Raw genomic sequence first — 26487 nt, 5'->3', positions numbered from 1 at the left:
ATACATTAATGTTTAAAATGTCTTATACCTGTAAATACCATTGGAATACCAAATTCATTGCAGGCATCTATTGAATCTTTATCATTTATAGAACCTCCTGGCTGTATTATCGCTTTTATTCCGTATTTATTTGCTTCTTCCACAATATCTCTGAATGGGAAAAATGCATCTGAAGCCAGAACACATCCATCCTTTGCCCTGTCCATAGCCTGAATAGCCGGCCATATTCTATTAACCTGACCTCCTGCAATTCCTGCAGCCTTTCCGTCTTTAACAACAACTATAGCATTGGATTTTACATATTTTACTACCTTCATTCCAAATATCATATCCTTAAGATATTTTTCATCTGGCTCAACATTGGTAACGACTTTAAAATCATTAATGAGTTTATCATCTACTGTCTGTATTAATATTCCCCCATCTACACTTGCAACCTCATATTTATCCTGTGGTTTAACATCACAAAGTATTATCCTTAAGTTTTTCTTTGATTTTAAAATTTCAAGTGCTTCATCATCGAATTCAGGTGCAATTACAATTTCAAGGAATATTTTTACAAGTTCTTCAGCAACTGTTTTATCAACCTTTTTATTAAAAGCCACTATTCCTCCAAATATTGAAACAGGATCGCATTCATATGCCTTAACATATGCACCTTTAATAGTATCATCTATGGCAACACCACAAGGTGTGTTGTGCTTTACTGCACAACATGCTGCTTCTTCAAATTCACACACAACCTTCCATGCTATATCCATATCCTTAATGTTGTTGTAGGAAAGTTCCTTACCATTTAATTGTTTAAAATCCTTCATTGCACCTTTTCCTGTAGTTGAAACATAATATGCTGCATTTTGATGAGGATTTTCCCCATATCTTAAATCCAGTTTCTTTTCATAGGAAACTGAAAGATAGTGTGGAAAAGCTTTGTCCTTTAACCTGGTATTGTCCTCAAAAAGAAACTCTGCAACTGCTGCGTCATATGCTGACATTAAATTAAAGACCTTGGCAGCAAGCCTTCTTTTTGTAATATAATTTACATCTTCATACTCATCAATCTGTCTCATTACTTCAATATAGTCCTTGTTATCTGTTAAGACTATAACGTCTTGAAAATTTTTTGCGGCTGCTCTGAGCATTGTTGGTCCACCAATATCAATAAACTCAACTTTCTCTTCAAATTCAATATCTTCATTTACCTTTTCAAAGAAGGGATAGAGATTAACAATAACCATATCAATTGTATTGATATTTTCATCAGATATTATTTCCATATGTTCCTTATTGTCTCTAATTGCCAGTATTCCTGCATGGATCTTAGGATGAAGGGTTTTTACTCTACCATCTAAAATTTCCTTAAACCCTGTTATTTCTGAAACCTCAGTAACTGGAATATTATTTTCCTTTAAGTATCTATATGTTCCGCCTGTTGAGATAATTTCAACCTTTCTATCGATTAAAAACCTTGCCATTTCAAGTATTCCGTCCTTATTGTAGACACTTATCAAAGCTCTTTTAATCATTTAATCCCCTCCCTCTGTTTTCCACTGTTTAAAATCAGCCTGATAGCTTCCGGTAAAGCCCTATGTTCTGCTTCTAAAACTCTTTTTTGCAGAATTTCAGGAGTATCGTCCTCAAGTACAGGTACTGCCTTTTGAAGTATTATTTTCCCTGTATCTACTCCCTCATCAACAAAATGTACTGTACAGCCGGTTATCTTTACACCATATTCTAAAGCACTTTTGTGCACCTTAATACCATACATCCCGCTGCCACAGAATGAAGGTATCAAGGAAGGATGTATATTTATTATTCTTCCTTTAAAACTCTTTAAAATATCCCCCTTTAGAATGGATAAGAAACCTGCTAGCACAATAAGTTCAACCCTGCCACTTAAAATCTTTAATATTTCATCAGAAAGTCTATCACCGTAAATCTTCTTATTTAAAATAAAAACATCTATATTTTTTGACCTTGCCCTTTCAATTCCGTAGGCTGAAGGATTATCACTTATAACTGCCTCAATGGAACAATTTAAATAACCGCTATCTATACTGTCTAAAATTGCCTGAAGGTTGCTGCCGCCACCAGAAATAAGTACCGCTATTTTATGCAAACACCTGCACCTCCAGCCTCAACATGACCTATTTTATAGGCTGTTTCTCCCATTTTTTCAAGGGATTCTATTACCCCTTCCACATCGTCCTTGTCTACACAAAGTACAAATCCAACCCCCATATTATAGGTGTTAAACATGTTATCCTCTGAAACTCCAAAGGACATTATATATTTAAAAATGTCATGAACCTTAATACTGTTTTTGTCGATAACTGCTGTAAAGCTGCCCTTAAACATTCTTGGAATATTTTCAATAAATCCTCCCCCAGTTATATGTGCCATACCCTTAATTTTAAATTTATTAATAATTGAAAGAACTGATTTTACATATATCTTTGTAGGAGTTAAAAGTATATCTCCTATTAGTTGTCCTGAAAAATCTTTATTGTAATCTGTAATTAACTTTCTAACCAAGGAATATCCATTGCTGTGAATTCCTGAGGAGGCTATACCTATTAAAACATCCCCATCTTTTATATCCCTTCCATCTATTATTTCATCCTTTTCAACAATTCCTACGGCAAACCCTGCTATATCATATTCTCCATCTTTATAGAAACCTGGCATTTCTGCTGTTTCTCCTCCAATTAATGCACATCCTGCCTGGATACAACCATTTGCAACCCCTTCGACGATTTCAGATGCCACATTTGCATCAAGCTTTCCACATGCAATATAATCAAGAAAGAATAGAGGTTTTGCGCCATGACACAGAATGTCGTTTACACACATTGCAACAGCATCTATACCGATGGTATTATGCCTGTTCATTTTAAATGCTATTTCAAGCTTTGTTCCTACCCCATCAGTTCCTGAAACCAGTACAGGATTTTTATACCCATTTAGTTCAAACATTCCGGCAAAACTTCCAATGTCATTTATAACCCCTGGAATGAAAGTCTTTGCAGCATGATTTTTAATAAGCTTAACTGCCTTATACCCTTCTTCTATATCAACACCTGCATCTTTATAGTTAATCATTGAACTACTTCCTTTCTAATTGAAGTTTACAAGCCTCAATAGGAGCTGAAACAGGATAAACTCCGTTAAAACATCCAAGACAAAAACCTTTTCCCTCTAAAGAAGTTAATAATCCATCTATGCTTAAATATCCAACACTGTCTGCTCCTATTGTATCTTTAATTTCATCTAAGGTCATGAATGAGCCTATAAGCTCTTTTCTATATGGTGTATCTATTCCAAAATAACATGGATATTTTACTGCAGGAGATGCCACTCTAAAATGAATTTCCTTTGCACCTGATTTTCTTAATATATCAACAATCCTTTTGCTGGTTGTTCCCCTGACTATTGAGTCATCGATTAAAACTACTCTTTTCCCCTCAATATTAACTTTTAAAGGATTTAATTTCACAGAGACTGCCTGCTCCCTAAGTTCCTGTGATGGAGATATAAATGTTCTTCCAACATATCTGTTTTTTATTAAACCGATACCATATGGTATACCTGATGCCTTTGCAAAACCAACTGCTGCTGGAACACCTGAATCAGGAACACCTATAACAATATCTGCCTCAGCTGGACATTCCTTATATAACAGTTCCCCTGCCACAACCCTTGAAGTATAAACGTTAATCCCATCAATGGTACTGTCTGGTCTAGCAAAGTATATATATTCAAAGGCACATGTCTGGCAGCTTGTTTTCTCAGCTACATCCATTGTGCTTATTCCATTTTCATCTATTATTACCACTTCACCTGGGTTAACATCTCTTATAAACTCAGCCCCAACTGCATCAAGGGCACAGCTCTCTGATGCTAATATATAGCTTTCATTTAACTTTCCGATACATAAAGGTCTTATTCCATTTGGATCCCTTACTCCAATTAATTTATTCTCTGTTAAAATCGTTATAGCATATGAACCCTTTATAATCTGCATGGTTTCAACTACAGCTCGCTCAATACCCTTTTTTGCAGACTTGGCAATTAGGTTTAAAATTACTTCTGAATCCGTTGATGTCTGAAATATAACACCACTATCCTCTAAAAGTTCCCTGACAACATCTGCATTTACTAAATTTCCATTATGGGCTATAGCAATTTCCCCAAGTTTATATTGGCTTAATATCGGTTGTGCATTTGTAAGGCTGCTTCCTCCAGTAGTAGAATAACGGACATGACCTATGGCAGACTTTCCTTTCAACCTATCAAGTACATTCTTTTCAAAAATATCACTTACTAAGCCCATATTTTTATAACACTCAAGCCTCTCTCCATCGGATACAACTATGCCTGCACTTTCCTGACCTCTATGCTGAAGTGCATATAAACCATAATATGCAATTGTTGCTACATCCATTGTTTCATATGAATATATTCCAAAAACTCCACACTCTTCTTTAAATTTATCCATAACCCTATCGTACATAGCTATCTCCTTTCCACTGCAGAACTGTTAGGCCCTGATTTCATCCTCAATCCTCTTTAATATTTCTACATATGCTTCCTTTACATTTCCAAGGTCCCTTCTGAATCTATCCTTATCAAGTTTTTCTCCAGTTTCAGCATCCCAGAATCTGCAGGTATCTGGGGATATTTCATCGGCTAATAATATTTCCCCGTTAAATTTTCCAAATTCGAGTTTAAAATCTATTAGCCTGATTCCTGATTTTAAAAAGAATTCGCTAAGAATATCATTTACCTTTTTGGCAACTGAATATATTTCATTTAACTCTTCAAAGGTAGCTGCTCCAATTCCAACTGCATGATAATCGTTTATCATAGGATCTCCAAGGCTGTCATCTTTATAAGAAAGTTCAAGTACTGTTGTTTTTAGCTCCATTCCTTCTTTTAAACCAAGCCTTTTAGCCATGCTCCCTGCTGCATAATTTCTTACAATAACTTCTAATGGAATTATATCAACTTTTCTACAGATCTGTTCCCTGTCACTTATTTTTTTCACAAAATGAGTTTTAACACCCTTCTTCTCTAAAAGTTCAAATAACATTGAAGTTATATTATTGTTTAATACTCCCTTATCCTCAATCTGACCCTTTTTTTCTCCATTAAAAGCCGTTGCATCATCCTTGTAATAAATAACTACATAGTCTTTATCTTCAGTTGAATAAACCTTTTTTGCCTTTCCTTCATACATCATTTCCTTCTTTTCCATTTAAAACTCCACTCCTTCATTATTTTCTTTTATAAATTTATCCTTCATGTTTTTTCTATACTCTTTTAATTTATCTTTTATCTCTGGATATTTATTGGAAAGGATTTGAACTGCCAGCATACCTGCATTATAACTGTTATTTATTCCAACTGTTGCAACTGGAATTGACTTTGGCATTTGAACTATTGAAAGAAGAGAATCTAATCCATTTAATGCTGCGTTTATTGGTACACCAATTACAGGAAGTGTAGTATGAGAAGCTATTACACCTGGTAGATGAGCTGCAAGTCCAGCACCTGCAATAATACATTCGCAATTTTGATTTTCAAGTTCCTTTAAAACCTCCATCAGTTTTTCCGGAACACGATGAGCTGACAGAATAAAGGCCTTATATTCAACTGAAAACTCCTTTAATGCATCAGCTGCTCCCTTCATTATCTCCTTATCGGATTTGCTGCCAAAAATTATAGCTACTTTCATTCACAATACCCCCTGTTCTAAAAATTTATAATTAATTTCTTGTCCTATTTTTCTTTTCCATAAACCAAAAATAGCACAACAAACTAATCTCCATCCTAGTTTTCAGGTCCGAATAGAGCTCTATTCGGACCTGATTTCAGTACAAAATTAATGACGTATTAAAGCAAATCTTAAAATAAACAATACAGCTAAAACATACACTATCGGATGAACTTCCTTTTGTTTTCCTGTTGTTACTTTAACTATTGGGTAAAAAATCAATCCTGCTGCAATTCCATTGGCAATACTGTAGCTGAATGGCATTATTGCAATAGTAAAGAATGCAGGAAGTGCTTCTGTAAAGTCATCAAAATCAATGTTCTTTACTGATTCCATCATAAGTACACCAACTATTACAAGTGCTGGTGCCGTTGCCTGTGAAGGTACAATACCCACTAAACCACTGAAAAATAAAGCTAGTAGAAGAAGTAATCCTGTAACTACTGAAGTAAGACCAGTTCTTCCCCCTTCTGACACACCTGCAGCTGATTCAACATATGTTGTAACAGTACTTGTTCCAAGCATAGCCCCAACTGTTGTTGCAACTGCATCCGAAATAAGTGCTTTATTCATGTTATGCATTCTTCCATTTTCATCTAACATGTCTGCCTTTTGAGCTGTACCTACCAATGTTCCAATATTATCAAACATATCAACTAAACTGAATGTAATAATTACCATAATGATACTCATAAAAGTTCCCACAGCACCTGCTTCTGCCCCACTATGGCTTAAAAGTCCCTTAAAATCCATTTGAAGAAAAGTTGGTGCCAAAGAAGCTGGACTGCTTATAACCTGTAAATTGTTTATCTGTGTAATACCCATAGGAATACCAATTATTGTAGTTAATACTATACCAATTAAAATAGATCCCATAACTTTACGTGACATTAAAACTGCAGTTATAACTATACCTATCAACGTTAAAATTGCATGTTTATCTGTAAAGCTCCCAAAGGCAACTAATGTTTCTGGATTATCAACTATTATATTTCCACCCTTAAGACCAATAAGGGCAATAAACAAACCTATACCACCTGAAATAGCATATTTAAGATTTGTTGGGATTGCATCTACTATTTTTTCTCTTAAGGATGTAAGAGTTATTATAATAAACAATACCCCTGAGATAAATACTGCTGCAAGTGCCTGTTGCCATGTATAACCCATTCCCTTGACAACACTGAATGTGAAAAAAGCATTAAGCCCCATGCCAGGTGCCTGTGCAAATGGAACATTTGCGTATAATGCCATTATAAAAGTACCTACTGCCGCTGAAATACAGGTTGCTGTGAAAACTGCCCCCTTATCCATTCCAGTAGCACTTAAAATGTTAGGATTAACAATAACTATATAAGCCATTGCTAAAAAAGTTGTAATTCCTGCAATAACTTCTGTCTTTACATTTGTTTTTCTCTCAGAAAGTTTAAAAAACTTGTCTAATGATGATAGTAATCCTCTGTCCTTTTTGGATAATTCCATTTTACACCCTCCTTAAAGTAAGTCCTGTAGTAAGCCAGGTAGTTTTGAAACCACTTTTTAAATAAAAAACACCACGGAATGAGTAAATCCGGGTGGTCTTATAAGTAAGTTCCTAATGGATTTACCCATAGTAAGAAGATTATCGGTCTTCTTGTAGAAACTCCCGAACCATATTATCAGGATTATATGGATAGCAAATTATTTATATTGTACATTTCTTACACACTTATAATAACATCACCCTAGTATATAGTCAACATATTTCCATAAAATATTTTTATATTTCGTTATATTACGATATTTGAAGTTATTTATCCTTTTTATAATTCGTATTTGCTTTTAGTTCAAAATAATTTTAAAAAAAATTACTTTTTTTTCATAATTTATTGTTTTTTAGTATTTTTGGTACTATAATCAGATAGTAGTGGCTTTTTTGTTTCATTTTATAGGATTATGTATTTTTTTGTTTTAAGTAATACTCACACAGATTTTTGACATCCTGAAAACAGCCTTATGAAACATTGATTTACAGTTAATTAATGTCATAGGACTTTAAAAGTTTAAAATTTTTAAAGTCCTATACTTTATTTTTATCTAATTTATTTTATTTATAATAAATTTTTGGGGGGCTTTATTATGAAAAAAGTATAGTGTTCTAAAAAATTTCCTCATATACCGGAATTTGCTTTGATTATTCATAATATTTTAAATTTTATGGACAGGAGGAGTTTTATGGAACAGATAGTCTTATTACTATTACTAATACCTTTAATCTTTTCTATTGTTTTTATTTACAGCAATAAAAAACTTTACAAACCCTTATCATTTTTAATGTTTTTCATTTGTTCTATACTTTCTATTTTTTTAGCTTATAAAGGTTCATTAAGCATCCGACTAACAGGGCAAATATTTAAAATATCAGAAGGAATAATAACCCTTTCTGAAATTTTAATGATTCTCTATTTATTTAAAATCTCAGTAAAACATCACAAAATAGGAATTTTTATTCTTACTGTGATACAAACAATTATTACTTTATTCACAATATTTACACCAGATAAATCTGAAATCTTAACTGTTGGAATAGACAAGTTTTCTTTAGCAATGCTCTTGATAATCAATATTGTTGGTACTCTGATTGTTATCTTTGCAAATGGATATATATCTGAGTATGAACATCATCATGGTATTGAAAGCAAACAAAAGTTATTTTATCCAATAATTTGCCTGTTTTTATCTGCAATGAATGGACTTGTGGTAAGTGACTCTTTATCAATGGTTTATTTCTTTTGGGAAATAACCACAATTACTTCATTTATTCTTATCTCCTATAACGGAGATGATGAAGCATATAAAAGCGGATTTAGAGCACTATTTCTAAATCTTATTGGTGGTATATGCTTTGGCGTTGGAAATATACTTTTAAAAAAGATGCTGGATATAGATACCCTTTCAGGTATAATCCAACACGGTAGTATAAGCCTTAGTCTTATGTTACCTGTTTTCCTTTTATGTATTGCTGGCTTTGTTAAATCAGCACAAATGCCATTTCAAAGCTGGCTTTTAGGTGCCATGGTAGCACCAACCCCTGTGTCAGCTTTATTACACTCAAGCACAATGGTAAAGGCTGGTGTATATCTGATTGTCAAACTTTCACCTGCATATGCTGGCACCAGACTTGGAACTGTTATAGCTATTTACGGTGCTTTTACATTTTTCATCTGTTCTGCAATTGCAGTTGCACAAAGAAATGCAAAAAGAATTCTTGCATATTCTACAATAGCTAATCTAGGTCTTATTATATGCAGTGCTGGTATTGGCACTGGAGTTGCCGTTTCTGCTGCAATTATTCTCATTATATTTCATGCAATATCAAAGGCTCTACTTTTCCTTTGTACTGGTCAGATAGAGCATACAATTGGCAGCAGGGATATAGAGGATATGACTGGACTTATCCGTATTGCACCGGTTCTTTCAATACTTACATCCTTCGGAATAATTTCTATGATACTTCCTCCTTTTGGTGTCCTTGTTACTAAATGGATGTCAATTGAGGCTGCAGGCAGCAATCCTTTTGTTGCAAGCTTTTTAGTTTTAGGTAGTGCACTTACTACGCTTTATTATACAAAATGGCTGGGCTCAATATTAGCCTATCCGGTAACTGAACTCAAAGCCCAGGATAAAAAAGATTTCTGTATTTTCTTTCCTCTTTGGGCCCTTGGTTTTGGAGTATTGATGACAAGTATATTTATAACACCTATATTTAACAATTTCGTTTCCCCTGAAGTAAATAAGTTACTTAAAAAGAGTACAGACATGTATATAAAAAGAGGAGAAGTTGTTTCTAAACTAGGGACATTTAACGAAGCAATGGTATTTATCGCTTTAGGTCTTGTTGTTTTATTTGTAATTTTGATGAGAAGGTTAATGATCTCTTCTGCAAACATTAAAAGTATTTATATGTGTGGTGAAAACAATTTTGCAGAGGGAGAAAATTATTTCAGAAGCTGGAATGGCAAGTATGAAAAAGCTAAGGTTTCAAATCTTTATTTTGACAATATTTTAGACGAAAAAGCTCTCACAACCTTTGGATATGTTGTTTCATCTTCAATAATTATCATCTGCTTATTGGGGGGACTCAAATGATTACGTTAATTAATTTAAAAATCTTAATAAAACTTCTTTTGATTTTAATTTTACCACCTGTTATTGGTTGCATTCTATCTGGTATAGATAGAAAAGTGACAGCTCATCTTCAAGGAAGAGTGGGCCCTCCACTTTTGCAGCCTCTATATGATGTAATTAAGCTTTTTAATAAAGAGAATATTGTAGTTAACAAATATCAAAACGTCTACGTAATAACCTACTTTATATTCGTTGTATTAAGCCTTTTTATGCTTTTAATGAAAATGGATTTTCTAATGATTATATTTGTTTATACAATAGCAAATACATCTCTGATTGTAGGAGGTATGAGTACCGGTTCTCCTTACAGCAGAATTGGAAGTGTTCGTGAGACAATTTCTATGCTTGCATATGAGCCTATACTTTTATTTTACATAATAGGTATGTATATGCTCACTGGTTCATTTAAAATTTCAAAACTTGCCTATACAAATAAGCCTCTTTTATATTATTTACCTTTAATTTTTATAGCCATGCTTTTTATTATGACTATAAAATTCAAAAAATCACCATTTGATTTTTCAACATCCCATCATGCTCATCAGGAGCTTGTAAAGGGTATGTTTACCGAATACTCTGGACCAGCACTGGCTATAATTGAGGTTGCTCATTGGTATGAATATGTATTTCTATTGGGTCTGATTTTTCTATTTTGGTACACAAGTCCAATAATAGGTTTAATATTAGCCCTAATAACCTTCTTCCTTGAAATAGTCATTGATAATATTTGTGCAAGACTTTCCTGGGAATGGATGCTGAAATTTACCTGGACTATCATCATCGGTTTATCAATAGCCAATATTTTATTTATTTATCTGTATAACGTTAAAATACTATAGAAAAGAGGTTTTTGAGTATGGCTGGAATATCAAAAAACATAATGTCAAAATCACCTTGGGTTGTTCATGTAAACTGCAATAGCTGCAATGGATGTGATATAGAATTTCTTGCCTGTCTAACCCCAATATATGATGCCGAACGTCTTGGAATAATTAACGTAGGGACTCCAAAACAGGCAGATATTCTTGTGGTTACAGGATCTGCTAATTACAAAAATATTGACGTTCTTAAGAATATATATAATCAGATGCCAGAGCCTAAGGTTGTGGTTGCAGTTGGGGCATGTGCCTGTACAGGTGGAGTTTTTCATAGTTGCTACAACGTTATAGGTGGAATTGATGAGATACTTCCTGTTGATGTTTATGTACCTGGTTGTTGTCCAAAGCCAGAATCAATAATAGATGGACTTATTGAAGCCTCAAGAATACTGGAGGAAAAAAGAATAAAGATTAAAAATCCAGATAAAGGAGTTGCAATATAATGCTAGACAGAATGATTGATAATGTAACAACAGTTGAAAAGAAAAACCTCCTTGAAGCTGTTAATAATATGAAACTAAAAGGATATAGATTCGCAGCAATGACATGTGTACAGGAAAATGATATCTTCGAACTTGACTATCACTTTGATTTAAATTTTGAAATGGAACATATTAAAATTGTAGTAAATCAAACTGATGAAATTACAAGTATATCAAAAATTTTTCCTGCAGCATTTTTAATAGAAAATGAATATCAGGATTTATATGGACTAAAGTTTAAAGGACTGATTGTTGATTATAAGGGAGCCCTTTATTTAACTCCAAATAGTCCAAAAACACCAATGGTTAATAATAAGGCAGAATAGAAAGGAGCATAATTATGGCAAAGACAGTTATTCCCTTTGGACCTCAACATCCAGTACTTCCAGAACCTCTCCAACTTAAACTTGTCCTTGAAGATGATGTAGTTGTAGAGGCTATCCCAGCAATAGGCTATGTCCATAGGGGACTTGAAAAATTAACAGAACTTAAGGATTATGAACAAAGTGTATATATAGTTGAAAGAGTCTGTGGAATATGTAGTTTTATGCACTCCATGGCCTATACCAGAGGTATAGAAAGTATTATGAATATACAGATACCCCAACGTGCCGAATACATTAGAACAATACTTGCAGAAATTGCCCGTGTTCAAAGCCATCTGCTGTGGCTTGGGCTCTTAGCAGATTCATTTGGTTTTGAAAGTCTGTTTATGGAAACATGGAGATACAGGGAAGATATATTAGATATTATGGAAATGATTACAGGTAACAGGGTTATAATTTCAGCAAACAAGGTTGGTGGGGTAACCAAGGATTTTACTGATGAACACATCAAATTTATTTTAGATACCATAAACAGATTAGAGGAAAAAATTAAAGATGTAGAAAATGTATTTTTGAATAATTACACAGTTAAACAAAGACTTGCAGGTATAGGGATATTAACACCTGAAGATGCCAGAGAACTTGGAGCTTTAGGCCCAATAGCAAAGGGAAGCGGCATTCCACTGGATTTGAGAACCACAGGATATAGTGCCTATAAATACCTAGACTTTGAACCTATTGTGGACAACCATTGTGATTCATACGGAAGAACAGTAGTTAGAATAAAAGAGATTTATCAATCATTCCAATTGATACGTCAGGCTATTTCAAAGTTACCTTCCGGCGAAATTTTTATACCGGTAAAGGGATTACCAAATGGAGAAGTTATTTCAAGATTAGAGCAGCCCCGGGGTGAAGCTATCTACTATATTAAAACTAATGGAACCAAAACATTAAGCAGATTAAAAATAAGAACTCCAACCTTTGCAAATATACCTACTTTATTAAAGATGCTGCCAGGAAGCAGACTTCAGGATGTTCCTGTTATTGTACTTACAATTGATCCTTGTATCAGCTGTACTGAGAGATAGAAAGAAGGTGTTTTCATGGCCAATATGCTTAACATAGTATTAAAAAACTTTTTAAAGAAGCCAAAGACAAGACTCTATCCATTAAAAGAAAGGGACTCCTTTGAAAGAACAAGGCATAAGATACATTTTGAAACAGCAGATTGCATCCACTGTGGTATTTGCCAGCGTAAGTGTCCCGCCGATGCTATAAAAGTAAACAGAGCTGAAAAGATATGGGAGTTAAATGCCTATCGCTGTATAATCTGCGGCGAATGTGTAAATGTGTGTCCTAAAAAATGTATCACTATGCTTAATAAACGCAGGGACGTTGCTGAGAACAAAAAATACATCTCTATAAAAAAGGTTGATTAATCCTTCCAAGTTTCTTTCCCTGAAGACACAATAATCACCTTCATGCCTGTCTTGCATTAAGGACAAGTATGAAGGTGATTTTATATTCCTTGTTTATTTCATTATCTGTCAACACTGTTTAATAATCTGTTTAAATGTACCGCAATATATCCAACCTCATCCTCAGGAACATCTTTATTTATCTTTTCTGATATATATTGGCATATCTTCTTTGAAAGTTTATATTCCTTTTTTAGCTGACGTTTAACTGAAGATAATAGGATGTTTTCAAGAACTTTTCCGTTTTCTATTCTATAAAGGGCATATTTAAGATGGGAAATAAGCCTTGCATAATCAAGGGATTTTTCACTAAGGCTGATTCCTATCTCATTTTCAATAAACACCACTATATCCTTTATTAGTTTTGTATATTTTAAGCTGTCATTTACACTCTGGTTAACCCTTCCTGAATATATATGAAGGGTAATGAATCCCGCCTCACTCTCAGGTAATCTAATATTAAGTCTTTTTTCAATGAGTTCACAGGCTGATAAAGCAATTGCATATTCATTGGGGTACATTGTCTGTATCTCAAAAAGAAAAGGATTAACTATTTCAATGCCTTCTTTAATTCTATACAGAGCAAAATTTATATGATCTGCCAATGCAATATGTATATGGGTATTTAATTCTTCTCCAAGCCTTTTAGTTGCAAGGGCTATTATTTCCTCAGAAACTGCAACAATTTCTCTATCGATATCCTTAAGAATTCTTGTATAATTTTCCTTATCCTCATCTTCAATTGCAGCAAATCTCTGTTCAATTGTATCCTCATCAGTTATAAAATCACCCTTTTTCTTAGCAAATCCAATACCCTTACCTATAAGCACATATATTTTATTCTTTCTCTCAGTTATAACTACATTGTTACTTAAAACCTTGGATATAACATATTTTGACTCCATAGTAAGTACCTCAATATCTTTAAACTTTATGTTACTTAATAATATTATATCAAAAATAAAAAGAAATCATTATTATTATCAAAAATTTATATTCAGACAAAACAAATATTTCAAAAACGTTATTATTTAAGGACTAATAATTAATCCTCCTACTACAAATTATTAGTAAGAGGATTAATTATTATTTATACATTTTCTTCAATATATTTTTTTACTTCATCTCCTGAGCTTAACTTTAACACATCTTCAACCATTTTCTTTGTATCTTCATAGTTTAAACTTCGTATTAATTTTCTTGCTTTTAAAATTGAAGAAGCACTCATACTAAATTCATCTAACCCCATTCCTAAAAGCAGAGGAATAACCCTGAGGTCACCTGCCATTTCCCCACAGACACCAACCCATTTTCCTGCCCTGTGTGCATTGTCAATTACCAACTTTATCAGCCTTAATACCGCTGGATTAAATGGATCATAAAGGTATGAGATTTTTTCATTCATTCTGTCAACAGCAATGGTATATTGAATTAAATCGTTAGTACCAATACTGAAAAAGTCAACTTCTTTAGCTAAAATATCTGACATTATTGCTGCTGAAGGTATTTCTATCATTATTCCAATCTCTACATCATGACTATATGGAATATTTTCATTATCAAGCTCCTTCTTTACCTCATTGACAATTTTTTTAGCTTCCATTATTTCATTGTAGCCTGAAACCATTGGGAACATTATCTTCAGCTTTCCGTAAACGGAAGCCCTGAAAAGTGCCCTTAGTTGTGTTTTAAATATGTCCTTCCTATCAAGACATAATCTTATTGCCCTGTAACCTAAAAATGGATTCATTTCATCATCAATGGGCAGATAGGATAAATGCTTATCTCCACCAATATCTAAAGTCCTTATAATAACTGGGTTCCCTTTCATCTTAAGAAGGGCTTCCTTATATGCTGTAAACTGTTGTTCTTCTGTAGGCAATGTATCACTGGACATATAAAGAAATTCCGTTCTAAAAAGGCCAACTCCCTCTCCTCCGTTTGCCATAACCCTTTCTGCATCCTGTGGATTGCCTATATTCCCTGCAATTTCAACAACCCTGCCATCAACTGTTACAGATTCCAGCTCCTTAAGTAATTCCAGTTCTTTTTTTGTCTTTGCTATTTCTTCTTTCTTTTTAGTATAATTACTTATTGTTTCTTTATCAGGATTTATGATTATTTCACCATTTTCTCCATCAATAATCAGCATATCTCCGTGATTAATTGAAGCTGTAACCCCCTTTACACCAACAACTGCTGGAATTTCAAGGGATCTTGCCATGATTGCTGAATGTGATGTTCTTCCCCCTATTTCAGTAACAAAGCCAAGAACCTTTTCTTTATCCATCTGTGCTGTATCTGAAGGAGTAAGGTCTTTCACAATAACTATACATTCTTCATCAATCTCTGAAATTGAAGGATTGTTTCTATTTAAAAGTATGTTTAATAATCTTCCTCCAACATCCTTTATATCCGCTGCTCTCTCTCTCATATAGTCATTATCCATACTTTCAAAGATTGCTACAAACTGAGCTACTGTCTCATTTACCGCATATTCAGCAGCAACCTTTTCGTCGTCAATCTTCATCTCAATCGCATTTATAAACTCTGGGTCTTGGAGCATAAAAAGGTGTGCCTCAAATATCTGTCCCTTATCAGCTCCTAGTTTTTCTTCCGTTCTCTTTTTTAATTCCTCAAGATAATCAGCTGCAGTTTCAATCGCCTTCCTTAATCTGCTCTTCTGGTTATCTATATCCGTAATTTCAATTCTTTTAATATCTACTTTCTCTTCTTTAATTACATAAGCCCTTCCTATAGCAATTCCATGGGATGCCGCTATACCCTTTAGCATCTACATATCCCCCTTTAGATTATTCTAAACCTGTTAGTATTAGTTCAACCACTGCTGAAAGAGCTGTTTCTTCATCTTCTCCATTTGCCTTTACGATTATTTCCTCTCCCTTAGCAGCTGCCATAGTCATTATACTCATAATGCTCTTGGCATTATATTCCTTTTCACCCTTGATTAAAGAAATATTTGATTTAAATTTTGAAGCCTCTTTCACAATTAATCCTGCAGGTCTTGCATGTATACCAGTTTCATTTTGAATTACTATCTTTTTTTCTATCATCTTAATTCCTCCATTACTTTAAATTTATTGATGCAGCAATAAAATTTTTGTCTGCATTTCCATAATTGAAATTAATATCTTCAACAACATCCATATTAGTTATAACCATTGGTGTTACTGTTGATTTAGCCTTTTCCTTTATAAGTTCAATGTCAAAGGATATGAGCTTTTGCCCTGCCTTTACCTTGTCTCCAATCTCAACAAAGCTCTCAAAACCTTCCCCCTTCATCCCTACAGTATCTATACCTATATGAAGAAGTATTTCAAGTCCCTCTGCTGTTTTAATTCCTACTGCATGGTTTGTTGGAAATTTTTGAATAATCTCTCCATCAACAGGAGAATATAAAGCTCCCTCTGATGGTTCAAATGCCATCCCATCTCCTAACATTTTAGATGCAAAAACTTCATCAGGAACATCAGTTATTTTAACTGCTTTACCTATTACTGGAGATATGATATCTATTTTTTTCTTTTTCTTAAATAAACCAAACATCACTATTCCTCCCTGTTTAATTATTATGGAATACTTTTCTAGTATTTATTTATAAATTGAAAAAAGCAAACAAAAAAGCATGAGCAAAACCAGGATATAAATCCTAGTTTAAGCTCATGCCTGATCGTATCAGTAACACGCCTTTTTTATTTATTTTCATTTTATACTATTAATTTATAAAATTCAACATGTTTTTATAAATTTCTACACATTACAAATTTTATATTTTTTCTGTTAATTTTTTATCATGACACGAATGATATTATATTTTTTACATTAATTCAAGTTACAAATTTTTAACTATCCCTACAGATATTGATTTATCTAATTTTGCAGGTATTGAAATTTGATAATTTTTTGAATATTAATTATTGTGTTGCATTTACAGAAACCATTTGATATAATTCAAATTACTTCGACAAATAAATACAAAACTAAACTTATTTACGTGTTACTGATTAGATCAGGCATGAGTAAAAGGTTGAATAAAATGAGTATCATAAGAATATAATACTGTTCTTATGCATCCATTTTTCCACCTTTACTCATGCCTTTTTATTTTAACAAGGAGGTAAAAACATGAAAAAAACATTCGGTACACTTCAAAAAGTAGGTAAATCACTAATGCTTCCTGTTGCATTACTGCCGGCAGCGGGAATCCTTCTAGCCTTTGGAAATATGTTTCAAAATCCAAGTTTCCTGGCTAAAGCACCTTTATTTAACGCAACTTGGATTCAGGCCCTTGCCAGAGTAATGGAAAACTCGGGTGGAATTATTTTCAGCAATCTTCCTCTGTTATTTGCAGTAGGTGTTGCTGTCGGTCTTGCAGGTGGTGAAGGTGTTGCAGGTCTTGCAGCTATAGTTGGCTTTTTAATTATGAACACTACATTAGGACTTGTAACAGGTATTACAGCTGACATGGTTAAAGGTAATCCTGCATATGCTAGTGTTCTTGGGATTCCTACCCTTCAAACAGGAGTTTTCGGAGGTATTATAGTTGGTATCATGGCAGCTTATCTATATGGAAAATACTATGATATTGAGCTTCCTCCATACCTTGGTTTCTTTGCAGGTAAGAGATTCGTTCCAATTGTTACAGCTGCTGCATCAATAATTCTTGGAGTTGTAATGGTATTTGTATGGCCACCAATACAACATGGACTTAATTCATTTTCTCATTTAATGCTTGATAAAAACCAGACTTTAGCAGCCTTTGTATTTGGATTAATCGAACGTTCTCTAATCCCATTTGGATTACATCACATATTCTATAACCCATTCTGGTTCCAGTTTGGTGATTATGTAAATTCAGCTGGACAGCTTGTTCATGGTGACCAGGCAATATTCTTTGCTCAGCTAAAGGATAACGTACCTTTTACTGCAGGTACATTTATGACAGGAAAGTTCCCATTTATGATGTTTGGTCTTCCTGCAGCAGCATTAGCTATGTATCATGAAGCTAAACCAGAAAAGAAAAAAATGGTTGCGGGTATAATGCTTTCAGCAGCACTTACATCATTCTTAACAGGTATTACTGAACCAATAGAATTTACATTCTTATTCGTTGCACCAGCTTTATTTGCTGTGCATGCAGTATTTGCAGGACTTTCATTTATGTTAATGCAGATATTAAATGTAAAAATTGGTATGACCTTCTCAGGTGGAATTATTGACTTTATTTTATTTGGAGTTATACCAAACCGAACAGCTTGGTGGCTTGTAATACCAGTTGGTTTAGTTTTCTCCGTAATATATTATTTAGGCTTTAGATTTGCAATTAGAAAATTCAACATAAAAACTCCTGGACGTGAAGATGATACAGTTGAAGAAACTGATGCTGCATCTGGAAACGAACTAGCTGTTTCTATTCTTGAAGCACTAGGTGGCAAGGAAAATATTAAGCATCTTGATGCTTGTATTACTCGTCTTCGTGTATCTGTAAAGGATATAAAAAATGTTGATAAGAATAAATTGAAATCTCTTGGTGCCGCAGGTGTACTTGAAGTTGGAGACAATATTCAGGCAATCTTCGGACCAAAGTCTGACCAGATTAAGGAACAAATCAGAAAAGTTTCTGGACTATAAATTAAATACCCCCTTTACTGTTAATATAAAATCCTCCAAAATGTTTTTCATTTTGAGGATTTTTGATTTATGGGACATATACTTACTGTAATTGCATAGCCAAATGTATTTTATTAAATATCTCCATATGTCACTTTAAATAAAGTTTTGTAATTTCTTAATTTAGTATGACTTTATTTTCTCTTTTTGCTCAATTATTACTATGCTTGTCCATTTTTCATACTTTACTAAGATATTTGTTACTTTATCTTTTTTAAATACAATTGTTGAACTTGTTTTTTTAAAAATTAAGCATACTGTTCCATAAACTCATAAGTAATATTTTTATATTTCTCCTCATCTAAAAGCTTTACCCCAAGACTGCTGAGCTTTGAAACCCTGCTTTGGGTTATGTTTCCAAGGACGCGGCATATTTCACTGCATTTTAAGTTGCAAAGGCTTCTCATTAAAAGTACAGCCAGTGCCTTTGCTTCAACTATTTCTCTACAGTGTTTTGTATGTAGCTTTATTTTTTCAATTCCAAGTTTTGATGCGATAAATTCTAAAATCTCTTTAGTTTTAATGTTTCTTATTAATATCTTTCTTTCACTTCTGTATTCAGTTCCTTCACTTAAAAATTCAACTTCCTCTTTAAAAACCTTATCAGAACATTTATATACTAATTTCATATAGCTTTCTCTGGCTTTTTTAGGATTTTTGCTGAACATTCCCATAATAAAACCATCATCAACTAGTTCATAGGGGTCATGTCTTAAGCCTAGGTATATTGAAAGACTTGAAAACTCATATTTTTCTGGGCAGTCCTCATATCCCTTTATATCACAAGGGTTGTTGTGAACATATGCCGATAAGGCATAAAGATACATTTCGCTCTTTACCATTTTACTTTTAAATCTGTCTTGAAAAAGATGTCCATGTCTTCTATGTCTGTGGTTAAAATATTGTGCGTAGGAGAAATTTATGCTGTGCATTATCCTTGATATATCTGCTCCGTTGGCATCTATTATCAGATGCAGATGGTTATCCATAAGGCAGTAGCCATATACTCTGAATTCATAGGTCTTTTGATATTTTTTAACTAAAGATAAATAGTTAAGCTTATCCTCATTATCTTTAAATAAATCAACTTCACTAATACTTCTTGCCATTACATGAAAAATAGCGTCTTCCTTCTTTTGCCTTGCTAATCTTGGCATAAGAAAACATCTCCCTTCAAAGTTTACTCTGCAATTAGTATTTCCTTTGAAGAGAGATGTTATTCATTGCTTTATAACACTACTTATGTGTCCCTGAACATACAGTTAAGGATAATTTTTGAATATCTGAAATTAAAGATGGTACACTTGCCATAATCTGACCTCCTAATTTATGAATTTGACTTAATTGTCGCATACCCCAAAAATACATCAAATTTCAACTTTAAATTAAAACATAGCCTATTAAATTAATCCTAATTTATCATATTTGGTTTAATTTCTCAGCAAATGTTCTTGCTTTTTCCATATCTTTATTACTAGGATGTCCCTTTGAAATCCCTCCAATATACTTGAAAAAGCCATAAGTATCATAACCTTTACAAGAAAAATTTCCAACAATATCTGCATTATTATTCTTTAAAACATTAATTAGTTTATTATTATATTTTATATTACCTGTTCCACTAGTTGAAAAAACAAAAGTTTTTTTATTCTTAAAATCTGTACTTTCCGCTATATTAAAAATATTATTATGATGCTTACCATGGAAAATTCCTGATCCCAAACCAATTATATCATAGTTATCAAAACAAATTTGCTTTGCTTCAACAGCACTACAAATATCACAGTTCAATATTTTTTGAAATTCATTAACAATTTTTTTAGTATTCCCGTGATGAACTGATTCAAAAATAACTATACTTTTCAAAAAATCAACTCCCGTTCCACTCAAAAAATTATATTTATAATATTTAAGCTAAATATATTACCATAATTCCTTCAACATTCTTAATTCTTTAAAGGTTGTATCCCCAACCTTATATTCAAATGAATTCTTTTTATTAAATCCATATTTTTCATACAATTTAATAGCCACTTCATTATCTATTTCTACACTTGTATATAAATTTGCATTTGGAAATTTATCATGAAAATAATCTAAAAACTTTTCTAATGCTTTTGAACCAAATCCCTTGTTTTGATGGTTAATGTCAATCATGAATCTTGACAATGACCATCCCTTTAATTCTTCATCGTAATCATATAATAAAAATCCTACCATTTCATCACCATTATATATTCCCAATGGATATAATTCATCTTCATAAGAAGCTTGCACCAATGAAAATACATTACTTGCAACATAATTAGTTTGATTCTCTCCTACCTTTAAAGACACGCAAGTGTTATAATTTGATTTATCTATTTGTCTAAAATTAATATCCATATTCCACCTCTTAAATTTTCTTTTAAGTCAGTTTAAAAATAAAAATTCTTATGATTAAAAGCTGAAACAACCTCAATTTATTAGTAAAACGAATTGTGTTCACAATTAATTTATACCCTCTTGTTGAGTAATATAAATCCAATTATAGTTATAACTCCATTCAAAAGATTATGTGCAAATATAGAGCCAACTATGCTCTTAGTTTTAACCATTAAATACCCATAAAAGATTCCAAATATAAATACTGTAATCTGCTGAAGATAATTTATATATGTGATTCTAAGTGGTAAATATGAAAAGTTAATATGATCAAACATAAATATCATTGTTGAAACAAGCACAGCACATATATAAAGATTTCTTTGTTTCAAAAATAGATTTTTCCAAATATACAATACAGATGTAATCACTAAAGCTCTAAACACTATCTCTTCACTTGTACCAGATAGAAGTATCTCAAACAAAAAATATCCTATGAAATTTTTTATATTTAAAGGAAAAGTAAAGGCACTAGGTATATGCATTATCTTAACTATAATTATACCTCCTATGGTTTGAATTATTGTCCAAATACCTGTAAATATTAATACCAATTTTATGCTTACACCAAACTGATTAAAATTAAAACCAAATTCTTTAATTTTTATTTTGCAAAGTAGTGAAATCCCACAAATAATAGAAAAAGCAATAAATGCCTGCATTATATGATGTATTACTATTACCATAAAAGCATTATCTGAATCAAAGCTTTTAAATATAGGATAAATCCAATATGCTGTCTTAAATGAAATTATATTGATTGACTTTACAAATAACATAAAGAATATTGTAGTAAATGATATAATTAAAAATCTCTTTATAAATATCTCTCCCTTTATTCATTTACATATAAAATAATATGATGAGTATTGGTTATATAACTGTATTTGTTTTTAAAGCAAATCTATCTACAAACTATTTTGTACTTACCTATGCAGCTTATTATTACGCATAATTTATTTTGACAGTTCATAATAGAATCTTTTCACTTCATTTTCATGTCCAAGTTTTCCATATAAATTTATTGCAATCTTGCTCATTCCAGTTATATAGGCTTTTTCGATACCGTGCTTTGCAAGTTCCTGCATACACTTTATCAAAATCTTTTTTGCAAAACCATTTTTCCTATATTGACTATGGGTACAAACTCTCTCTATTTCGGCAGTACAATTATTATAATCAATAAATGCTTCACAACCACAAACATGTTCTCCATTTTGATTCATTATATAAAAATCGAATTCAGGATTATATATTGGACTTTCACGTACGTAATCAAAAACAAGTATATCTATTTTATTAATAATATTTTGATTTCTGAATGCATTTAGTCTCATTTTAGCCTGACCCATTGGATCGAACTTTTCTTTCATATTTGAATAACAAAAGCCCTGTGGCAATTCTGTATTTTTACTTAATGCATTTGAGCAATTAAAAGCTCGTGTTACTTCGCAAACTCCCTTAGAGTAAAAATTATTCTTTTCAAGCACTCTCATTTTATATTCTTCATTCTCAACAATTTCTGTATAAAGCAAACCTTGTCTATTATTCCAATTAATTTTAACCCAATTCAATATTTCTTCATATAAAAATGGATATTTATTATTTGTAAAAATGTAAAACATATTATCCCCATTTTCAGAAATCGCAAATCCAACCAAATTTTCATTATAATCAAACCATAGTTGTGCATTTTGGCTAAAAAAACTTGGTATATACTTTTTTTCGCTCCACAGTCCATACTTCCAATCAACAATTCTTCCTAAACTCCATGAAAAACAATCTTTCTTATAAGAGTTTTCTTCGATTATAAATTGGATCATCTTTTTAAAATTACTACTCTCGTTATTAAAGCTTCTATTTATCAATCTCATATTTTAAATTTCTCTCCTTTAATATTATATTTAGACAAATTTTAATTACATCTAGTGCTTTGTATAATTCACATATTCATAAACAAAGAATAGAATTATGCTTTTTTATATCTATTAACAATTTATCCATTTCTTTTGGCTTAGAAATATAATATCCTTGAAATTTTTCAACTCCAATTTCTTTTAAAGTGTTGTATTGTTCCTTATTTTCAACACCTTCAGCAATAACTTCGATTCCCATCTTACTTGCAATATTCATAATCCCTTGTACTAAAATCCATGAAATTTTTTCTTTATCTACTTGCCTGTTCTTCTATAATTAGTATTTTGAAAATTTGCTAAAATAAAAAGAGTAGAAAGGTAAAGGTATATTAAGCTTATCTATTCAATCATTTGAAAATCTAATTCATTTCTATATGATTCTTAGTATTTTTTAAAAGAAGGACTAAGCATATTATTGAAACTAAATTAAACAACGGAAAAATTGTCACTTCAACTATACTCATCTTTACGCCATTTAAAGCTTGATTTAATATCATTGCTGAAATTGAGGTTAACATTGTAATGCCCTTAATTATTATTACAGATGATAATAAATATCCTAATGGTTTTCTTTTTATAAGAAATATTCCTGATAATAAAGCCGTAGGAACAATAATTCCTAAATCCATCCCTTGAATTACTAAAGTAGTGTAATGCTCCAATCCAACAGGTACTTTATCCTCAATAATTGAAGGTAGAATTTTGCCAAGCCATAACATACCAATAATTACAGCAATAAATATTTGATAGCCTCCTAAAAATTTTGCCGGTAATTTTTTACTGAAATGCAATTTTATATTTTCTAAATCAAATGAAGTAATAGATAGTATAAAAGCAAATAAGCTTGCTGACATTAACATTACATAAACTATAAAAAACTTATTATACATCCACAAAAAAGTATATGACATATAAGTATAAAGGAAATAACCTAACGTTCCTGTTAATAATATTTTTCCTTTGAATGATTCTTTTGTTGAAAAATATAGAGATAGGATTAATAATGGAACTGCCATAATAAGCGTAACAAAATCAGAAGCTTTACCTTGAGCTGCAATAGATACTGAATCATTTTTATAGAGTCCATAACCATAGATTTTTACTATTTCGTTATTTATACTTTTGTATTCATATCCCCCTGTCCCCCCCTTTGATAATAAACCAAAAAGACATGATACAGTCGAAAGCACTGCGATAAACCATACGAGGGAAATAATATACCGTTTTAATTTCATTTTCAATACCTCCACTTAATAATTTTATAATAAAATATATTTATAATTTAGAAATTGATAATATGTCTATTTATTTCCTCCGCAAATTGGTTTATGTTATTGACTAAAATATTTGATGTATCTTTTTCTATTTTAGTTACCTTCTTAGCTATAAATCTGTCTATAAAATTCATTTTTGTATATAATAGTTCCCACCCAAAAATACCTTTTGCAATAGCATTATTTAAAATTTCCTTTTGAAAAGCATCTTCAAGCTGCTTAAAAGCTATATCTTCCTCTCTCATACAACATATAAAAACAGCTGTTTTTTATGTTTCAATATATCTAAATTGCTCCTGCAAAAATTCATTACCTCATTTCTAATTTTTCCAGCATAGATTGATCCGCCGACAATCACCAAATCATATTCATTCAAGTTAATATTTTCATCCTTTTTTAAATTAAATAAATCAACGGTTCCATTTAATTTTTCTGATAATATTTTTGCACATTTTTCACAGCATCCGTATTTAGTGCCATAGGCTATTAATATTTTCATAAAAATCCACCACCCTTTTTATTATAGGCAAAATTATTTAATACCTTTATTAAGCCCCCTTTCTATTGCTTTTAAAATTACCTTGCTGCTTCCTGTTGCTCCAGTAACGGTATCTACATTCAAGCTTTGTTCAGCTTTTACATCGCTAATTATGTTTTCAGCTTTTTTTCCAAGTCCACATTTATGTTCTAAAATATCGATACTATTTATTGTTTTATTTTGAACACTTATCCTAACTTTAGCTCCGACATCTTCGTTTAAATAATATTCTCCTATATATATTCCATCTTTAACCTTTGATAAATCTACATTACTGATTTTTATCCTGTTAATCTCTTCGCTAAAATTATTTAACTTAACTTTTAATCCAATGAGAAACAACACTGTTATACTCAAAATTATACTGAAAAATACAATTAATATTTTTTTAATATTATGCTTTTTTTTCATATTTCACCTCTTTATTTTCATTAAAAATTCAATTTCTGACTTTAATTCAAGCAACATATCATCTGCACTCTTTACATCTCTTTTATTTACTAAAAATACTAACTTCCCGTGTATTGAAGAACCAAGCAAATTATATATTACATCTATGTTTTCTTTCTCTATATAACCTTCTTCCGCACATCTGCAAATACATTCCTTTAAAAGTACTCCTATGGATAGCTTCTTCTCCCTTTTTAGTAACTCAATAGGAATATTGCCTAAATCCTCAATAAAAATCAATTGAAACATATCTGGTTTTTCAATAAAATATTTAAAATATGCATCTGTATAAACTATTATTTGATCAATACAATTTAGATTTTCATTTTTAAATCCTATCATATATTGATAACAATCTTCTAAAAAATCGAAAACACAATAAGCTAGCAATTCCTTAATATCACTAAAATAATTATATATTGTTGCATATGAATGACCTGCCCTATCACCTATTTTTCTTGCCGTAAGCCCTTTTACACCTTCTTCCTTTATGATTTCTTTTGCAGCATCAATAAAAAATTTCATAATTCTTTTTCTTTGAATTTCCTTTTTATTACTCATTAACTTTCTCCTGCCTTTTGATTTTCATTAACAACGTTATAAAATTAACAATGTTAATTTTATTTTAAGATGAATATTTTCTCTTGTCAATTATTTTCTTTTCTCAAAAAAATAACCAGTTAAAATGAATCTCCATCATTCTAACCGACTCATCATCATAAGGCTTAATAGATTTTTTAACCAAGATAAAAAAAGCTTAATTTATCTTTATCCTCCTTTAACAAATCAACTTCCCTTAACCCCTTGCCATTACATGAAAAATGGCATCTTCCTTCTTTTGCCTTACTAGCCTTGGCATAAGAAAACATCTCCCTTCAAAGTTTAATTTGCAATTACTATTTCCTTTGAAGAGAGATGTTATTCATTGCTTTATAACACTACTTATGTGTCCCTAGTTAGATACCTTGAAAAATCAATTTAAAAATAGTATAATTACATTGAATTTAACATAGAATGAACTAAGGTCACGAAGGCCAGTCATTACTATTAAAAAGATACCACGAAGGTAGCGTTTTTTGCGTTA

28 protein-coding genes, 1 pseudogene and 1 riboswitch are annotated in these 26487 nt (G+C 31.8%); of the genes and pseudogenes, 7 read left to right on the top strand and 22 right to left on the bottom strand.

Going from position 1 to position 26487, the window contains the following annotated elements:
* Positions 1-5: 5 nt before the first annotated feature.
* The 7 genes from purH to Q428_RS04020 all read right to left on the bottom strand — a co-directional run bounded on the left by purH (position 6) and on the right by Q428_RS04020 (position 7258).
* Entirely contained in the window at positions 6-1526 is a 1521-nt protein-coding gene (purH, locus tag Q428_RS04050) for a bifunctional phosphoribosylaminoimidazolecarboxamide formyltransferase/IMP cyclohydrolase (RefSeq protein WP_035378438.1), read from the bottom strand.
* Positions 1523-2119 carry a phosphoribosylglycinamide formyltransferase gene (gene purN, locus Q428_RS04045; RefSeq protein ID WP_035378436.1) on the bottom strand — a complete coding sequence of 199 codons (597 nt, stop codon included), beginning with the start codon at positions 2117-2119 and terminating at the stop codon, positions 1523-1525. Before purN ends, purH begins: the two co-directional genes overlap by 4 nt.
* On the bottom strand, positions 2107-3102 hold the full coding sequence (purM, locus tag Q428_RS04040) for a phosphoribosylformylglycinamidine cyclo-ligase (RefSeq protein WP_035378435.1): 996 nt from the start codon (positions 3100-3102) through the stop codon (positions 2107-2109). The genes purN and purM overlap by 13 nt, the downstream gene beginning before the upstream one ends.
* A gap of 4 nt (positions 3103-3106) precedes the next feature.
* A complete protein-coding gene (gene purF, locus Q428_RS04035) occupies positions 3107-4513 on the bottom strand; it encodes an amidophosphoribosyltransferase (RefSeq protein WP_035378433.1) in 1407 nt (468 codons plus the stop codon).
* Between the two features lie 27 nt (positions 4514-4540).
* On the bottom strand, positions 4541-5257 hold the full coding sequence (gene purC, locus Q428_RS04030; protein WP_035378431.1) for a phosphoribosylaminoimidazolesuccinocarboxamide synthase: 717 nt from the start codon (positions 5255-5257) through the stop codon (positions 4541-4543).
* On the bottom strand, positions 5258-5737 hold the full coding sequence (gene purE, locus Q428_RS04025; RefSeq protein WP_035378429.1) for a 5-(carboxyamino)imidazole ribonucleotide mutase: 480 nt from the start codon (positions 5735-5737) through the stop codon (positions 5258-5260).
* A gap of 147 nt (positions 5738-5884) precedes the next feature.
* Positions 5885-7258: an NCS2 family permease gene (locus Q428_RS04020; protein WP_035378427.1), complete on the bottom strand. Its 1374-nt coding sequence runs from the start codon at positions 7256-7258 to the stop codon at positions 5885-5887.
* 108 nt (positions 7259-7366) lie between these two features.
* Positions 7367-7468, bottom strand: a riboswitch (purine riboswitch).
* Between the two features lie 741 nt (positions 7469-8209).
* On the opposite strand from Q428_RS04020, the gene Q428_RS04015 reads away from it, so the two are divergent.
* Genes Q428_RS04015 through Q428_RS03990 form a run of 6 tightly spaced genes read left to right on the top strand, consistent with a single transcriptional unit; the run spans position 8210 to position 13071 of the window.
* Complete coding sequence (locus Q428_RS04015) at positions 8210-9904, top strand: NADH-quinone oxidoreductase subunit 5 family protein (protein WP_201769243.1); 1695 nt, start codon at positions 8210-8212, stop codon at positions 9902-9904.
* On the top strand, positions 9901-10782 hold the full coding sequence (locus Q428_RS04010) for a respiratory chain complex I subunit 1 family protein (protein ID WP_035378423.1): 882 nt from the start codon (positions 9901-9903) through the stop codon (positions 10780-10782). The genes Q428_RS04015 and Q428_RS04010 overlap by 4 nt, the downstream gene beginning before the upstream one ends.
* A gap of 17 nt (positions 10783-10799) precedes the next feature.
* On the top strand, positions 10800-11264 hold the full coding sequence (locus tag Q428_RS04005; RefSeq protein ID WP_035378421.1) for an NADH-quinone oxidoreductase subunit B family protein: 465 nt from the start codon (positions 10800-10802) through the stop codon (positions 11262-11264).
* Positions 11264-11629, top strand: a complete 366-nt coding sequence (locus Q428_RS04000; RefSeq protein ID WP_051514909.1) for an NADH-quinone oxidoreductase subunit C — start codon at positions 11264-11266, stop codon at positions 11627-11629. Before Q428_RS04005 ends, Q428_RS04000 begins: the two co-directional genes overlap by 1 nt.
* A 14-nt stretch (positions 11630-11643) precedes the next feature.
* Entirely contained in the window at positions 11644-12720 is a 1077-nt protein-coding gene (locus tag Q428_RS03995; RefSeq protein WP_035378420.1) for a hydrogenase large subunit, read from the top strand.
* A 15-nt stretch (positions 12721-12735) separates the two neighbouring features.
* Positions 12736-13071: a 4Fe-4S dicluster domain-containing protein gene (locus Q428_RS03990; RefSeq protein WP_035378413.1), complete on the top strand. Its 336-nt coding sequence runs from the start codon at positions 12736-12738 to the stop codon at positions 13069-13071.
* A 101-nt stretch (positions 13072-13172) separates the two neighbouring features.
* Here Q428_RS03990 and Q428_RS03985 read toward each other — a convergent pair whose 3' ends face one another.
* The 4 genes from Q428_RS03985 to Q428_RS03970 all read right to left on the bottom strand — a co-directional run bounded on the left by Q428_RS03985 (position 13173) and on the right by Q428_RS03970 (position 16677).
* Complete coding sequence (locus tag Q428_RS03985; protein WP_035378411.1) at positions 13173-14015, bottom strand: PRD domain-containing protein; 843 nt, start codon at positions 14013-14015, stop codon at positions 13173-13175.
* Between the two features lie 185 nt (positions 14016-14200).
* A complete protein-coding gene (ptsP, locus tag Q428_RS03980; protein ID WP_035378409.1) occupies positions 14201-15904 on the bottom strand; it encodes a phosphoenolpyruvate--protein phosphotransferase in 1704 nt (567 codons plus the stop codon).
* 19 nt (positions 15905-15923) lie between these two features.
* Entirely contained in the window at positions 15924-16184 is a 261-nt protein-coding gene (locus tag Q428_RS03975; protein ID WP_035378408.1) for an HPr family phosphocarrier protein, read from the bottom strand.
* A 13-nt stretch (positions 16185-16197) separates the two neighbouring features.
* Complete coding sequence (locus Q428_RS03970) at positions 16198-16677, bottom strand: PTS sugar transporter subunit IIA (RefSeq protein ID WP_035378406.1); 480 nt, start codon at positions 16675-16677, stop codon at positions 16198-16200.
* 579 nt (positions 16678-17256) lie between these two features.
* Between Q428_RS03970 and ptsG the strand changes: the two genes are divergently transcribed.
* Entirely contained in the window at positions 17257-18762 is a 1506-nt protein-coding gene (gene ptsG, locus Q428_RS03965; protein WP_084478092.1) for a glucose-specific PTS transporter subunit IIBC, read from the top strand.
* A gap of 287 nt (positions 18763-19049) precedes the next feature.
* On the opposite strand, the gene Q428_RS03960 is transcribed toward ptsG, so the two are convergent.
* The 11 genes and pseudogenes from Q428_RS03960 to Q428_RS16275 all read right to left on the bottom strand — a co-directional run bounded on the left by Q428_RS03960 (position 19050) and on the right by Q428_RS16275 (position 26272).
* The gene (locus Q428_RS03960; protein WP_035378404.1) at positions 19050-19958 is read right to left on the bottom strand and encodes a transposase; all 909 of its coding nucleotides are present in this window, start codon (positions 19956-19958) and stop codon (positions 19050-19052) included.
* A gap of 262 nt (positions 19959-20220) precedes the next feature.
* Complete coding sequence (locus Q428_RS03955; RefSeq protein ID WP_035378402.1) at positions 20221-20667, bottom strand: flavodoxin domain-containing protein; 447 nt, start codon at positions 20665-20667, stop codon at positions 20221-20223.
* Positions 20668-20724: 57 nt separating this feature from the next.
* Complete coding sequence (locus Q428_RS03950) at positions 20725-21186, bottom strand: GNAT family N-acetyltransferase (protein ID WP_035378400.1); 462 nt, start codon at positions 21184-21186, stop codon at positions 20725-20727.
* A gap of 110 nt (positions 21187-21296) precedes the next feature.
* Complete coding sequence (locus tag Q428_RS03945; RefSeq protein WP_035378399.1) at positions 21297-22004, bottom strand: CPBP family intramembrane glutamic endopeptidase; 708 nt, start codon at positions 22002-22004, stop codon at positions 21297-21299.
* A 177-nt stretch (positions 22005-22181) separates the two neighbouring features.
* Positions 22182-23099, bottom strand: a complete 918-nt coding sequence (locus Q428_RS03940; RefSeq protein WP_035378397.1) for a GNAT family N-acetyltransferase — start codon at positions 23097-23099, stop codon at positions 22182-22184.
* 76 nt (positions 23100-23175) lie between these two features.
* Positions 23176-23385, bottom strand: a complete 210-nt coding sequence (locus Q428_RS03935) for an EAL domain-containing protein (protein WP_423219574.1) — start codon at positions 23383-23385, stop codon at positions 23176-23178.
* Positions 23386-23500: 115 nt separating this feature from the next.
* Positions 23501-24376, bottom strand: coding sequence for a hypothetical protein (locus Q428_RS03930; RefSeq protein WP_242847762.1), 876 nt, complete (start codon positions 24374-24376; stop codon positions 23501-23503).
* 47 nt (positions 24377-24423) lie between these two features.
* Positions 24424-24914: pseudogene (locus Q428_RS16500) on the bottom strand (flavodoxin domain-containing protein).
* A 33-nt stretch (positions 24915-24947) separates the two neighbouring features.
* On the bottom strand, positions 24948-25364 hold the full coding sequence (locus Q428_RS03920; protein ID WP_035378393.1) for an FMN-binding protein: 417 nt from the start codon (positions 25362-25364) through the stop codon (positions 24948-24950).
* 3 nt (positions 25365-25367) lie between these two features.
* Positions 25368-25964: a TetR/AcrR family transcriptional regulator gene (locus Q428_RS14380; RefSeq protein WP_051514906.1), complete on the bottom strand. Its 597-nt coding sequence runs from the start codon at positions 25962-25964 to the stop codon at positions 25368-25370.
* Between the two features lie 176 nt (positions 25965-26140).
* A complete protein-coding gene (locus Q428_RS16275; RefSeq protein ID WP_278244863.1) occupies positions 26141-26272 on the bottom strand; it encodes a hypothetical protein in 132 nt (43 codons plus the stop codon).
* Positions 26273-26487: the final 215 nt, after the last annotated feature.

It is taken from the genome of Fervidicella metallireducens AeB, assembly GCF_000601455.1.
Classification (GTDB): Bacteria; Bacillota; Clostridia; order Clostridiales; family Caloramatoraceae; genus Fervidicella; species Fervidicella metallireducens.
Note: the sequence above shows the minus strand (reverse complement) of the source record. Positions and strands in the feature narration are given on the sequence as shown.

Coding starts and splice junctions, on each gene's coding strand:
- purH (WP_035378438.1), bottom strand. CDS start 1,526: ATGATTAAAAGAGCTTTGATAAGTGTCTACAATAAGGACGGAATACTT.
- purM (WP_035378435.1), bottom strand. CDS start 3,102: ATGATTAACTATAAAGATGCAGGTGTTGATATAGAAGAAGGGTATAAG.
- purF (WP_035378433.1), bottom strand. CDS start 4,513: ATGTACGATAGGGTTATGGATAAATTTAAAGAAGAGTGTGGAGTTTTT.
- purC (WP_035378431.1), bottom strand. CDS start 5,257: ATGGAAAAGAAGGAAATGATGTATGAAGGAAAGGCAAAAAAGGTTTAT.
- purE (WP_035378429.1), bottom strand. CDS start 5,737: ATGAAAGTAGCTATAATTTTTGGCAGCAAATCCGATAAGGAGATAATG.
- Q428_RS04020 (WP_035378427.1), bottom strand. CDS start 7,258: ATGGAATTATCCAAAAAGGACAGAGGATTACTATCATCATTAGACAAG.
- Q428_RS04015 (WP_201769243.1), top strand. CDS start 8,210: ATGATTCTCTATTTATTTAAAATCTCAGTAAAACATCACAAAATAGGA.
- Q428_RS04010 (WP_035378423.1), top strand. CDS start 9,901: ATGATTACGTTAATTAATTTAAAAATCTTAATAAAACTTCTTTTGATT.
- Q428_RS04005 (WP_035378421.1), top strand. CDS start 10,800: ATGGCTGGAATATCAAAAAACATAATGTCAAAATCACCTTGGGTTGTT.
- Q428_RS04000 (WP_051514909.1), top strand. CDS start 11,264: ATGCTAGACAGAATGATTGATAATGTAACAACAGTTGAAAAGAAAAAC.
- Q428_RS03995 (WP_035378420.1), top strand. CDS start 11,644: ATGGCAAAGACAGTTATTCCCTTTGGACCTCAACATCCAGTACTTCCA.
- Q428_RS03990 (WP_035378413.1), top strand. CDS start 12,736: ATGGCCAATATGCTTAACATAGTATTAAAAAACTTTTTAAAGAAGCCA.
- Q428_RS03985 (WP_035378411.1), bottom strand. CDS start 14,015: ATGGAGTCAAAATATGTTATATCCAAGGTTTTAAGTAACAATGTAGTT.
- ptsP (WP_035378409.1), bottom strand. CDS start 15,904: ATGCTAAAGGGTATAGCGGCATCCCATGGAATTGCTATAGGAAGGGCT.
- Q428_RS03975 (WP_035378408.1), bottom strand. CDS start 16,184: ATGATAGAAAAAAAGATAGTAATTCAAAATGAAACTGGTATACATGCA.
- Q428_RS03970 (WP_035378406.1), bottom strand. CDS start 16,677: ATGTTTGGTTTATTTAAGAAAAAGAAAAAAATAGATATCATATCTCCA.
- ptsG (WP_084478092.1), top strand. CDS start 17,257: ATGAAAAAAACATTCGGTACACTTCAAAAAGTAGGTAAATCACTAATG.
- Q428_RS03960 (WP_035378404.1), bottom strand. CDS start 19,958: ATGCCAAGATTAGCAAGGCAAAAGAAGGAAGACGCTATTTTTCATGTA.
- Q428_RS03950 (WP_035378400.1), bottom strand. CDS start 21,186: ATGGATATTAATTTTAGACAAATAGATAAATCAAATTATAACACTTGC.
- Q428_RS03945 (WP_035378399.1), bottom strand. CDS start 22,004: ATGTTATTTGTAAAGTCAATCAATATAATTTCATTTAAGACAGCATAT.
- Q428_RS03940 (WP_035378397.1), bottom strand. CDS start 23,099: ATGAGATTGATAAATAGAAGCTTTAATAACGAGAGTAGTAATTTTAAA.
- Q428_RS03930 (WP_242847762.1), bottom strand. CDS start 24,376: ATGAAATTAAAACGGTATATTATTTCCCTCGTATGGTTTATCGCAGTG.
- Q428_RS03920 (WP_035378393.1), bottom strand. CDS start 25,364: ATGAAAAAAAAGCATAATATTAAAAAAATATTAATTGTATTTTTCAGT.
- Q428_RS14380 (WP_051514906.1), bottom strand. CDS start 25,964: ATGAGTAATAAAAAGGAAATTCAAAGAAAAAGAATTATGAAATTTTTT.
- Q428_RS16275 (WP_278244863.1), bottom strand. CDS start 26,272: ATGTTTTCTTATGCCAAGGCTAGTAAGGCAAAAGAAGGAAGATGCCAT.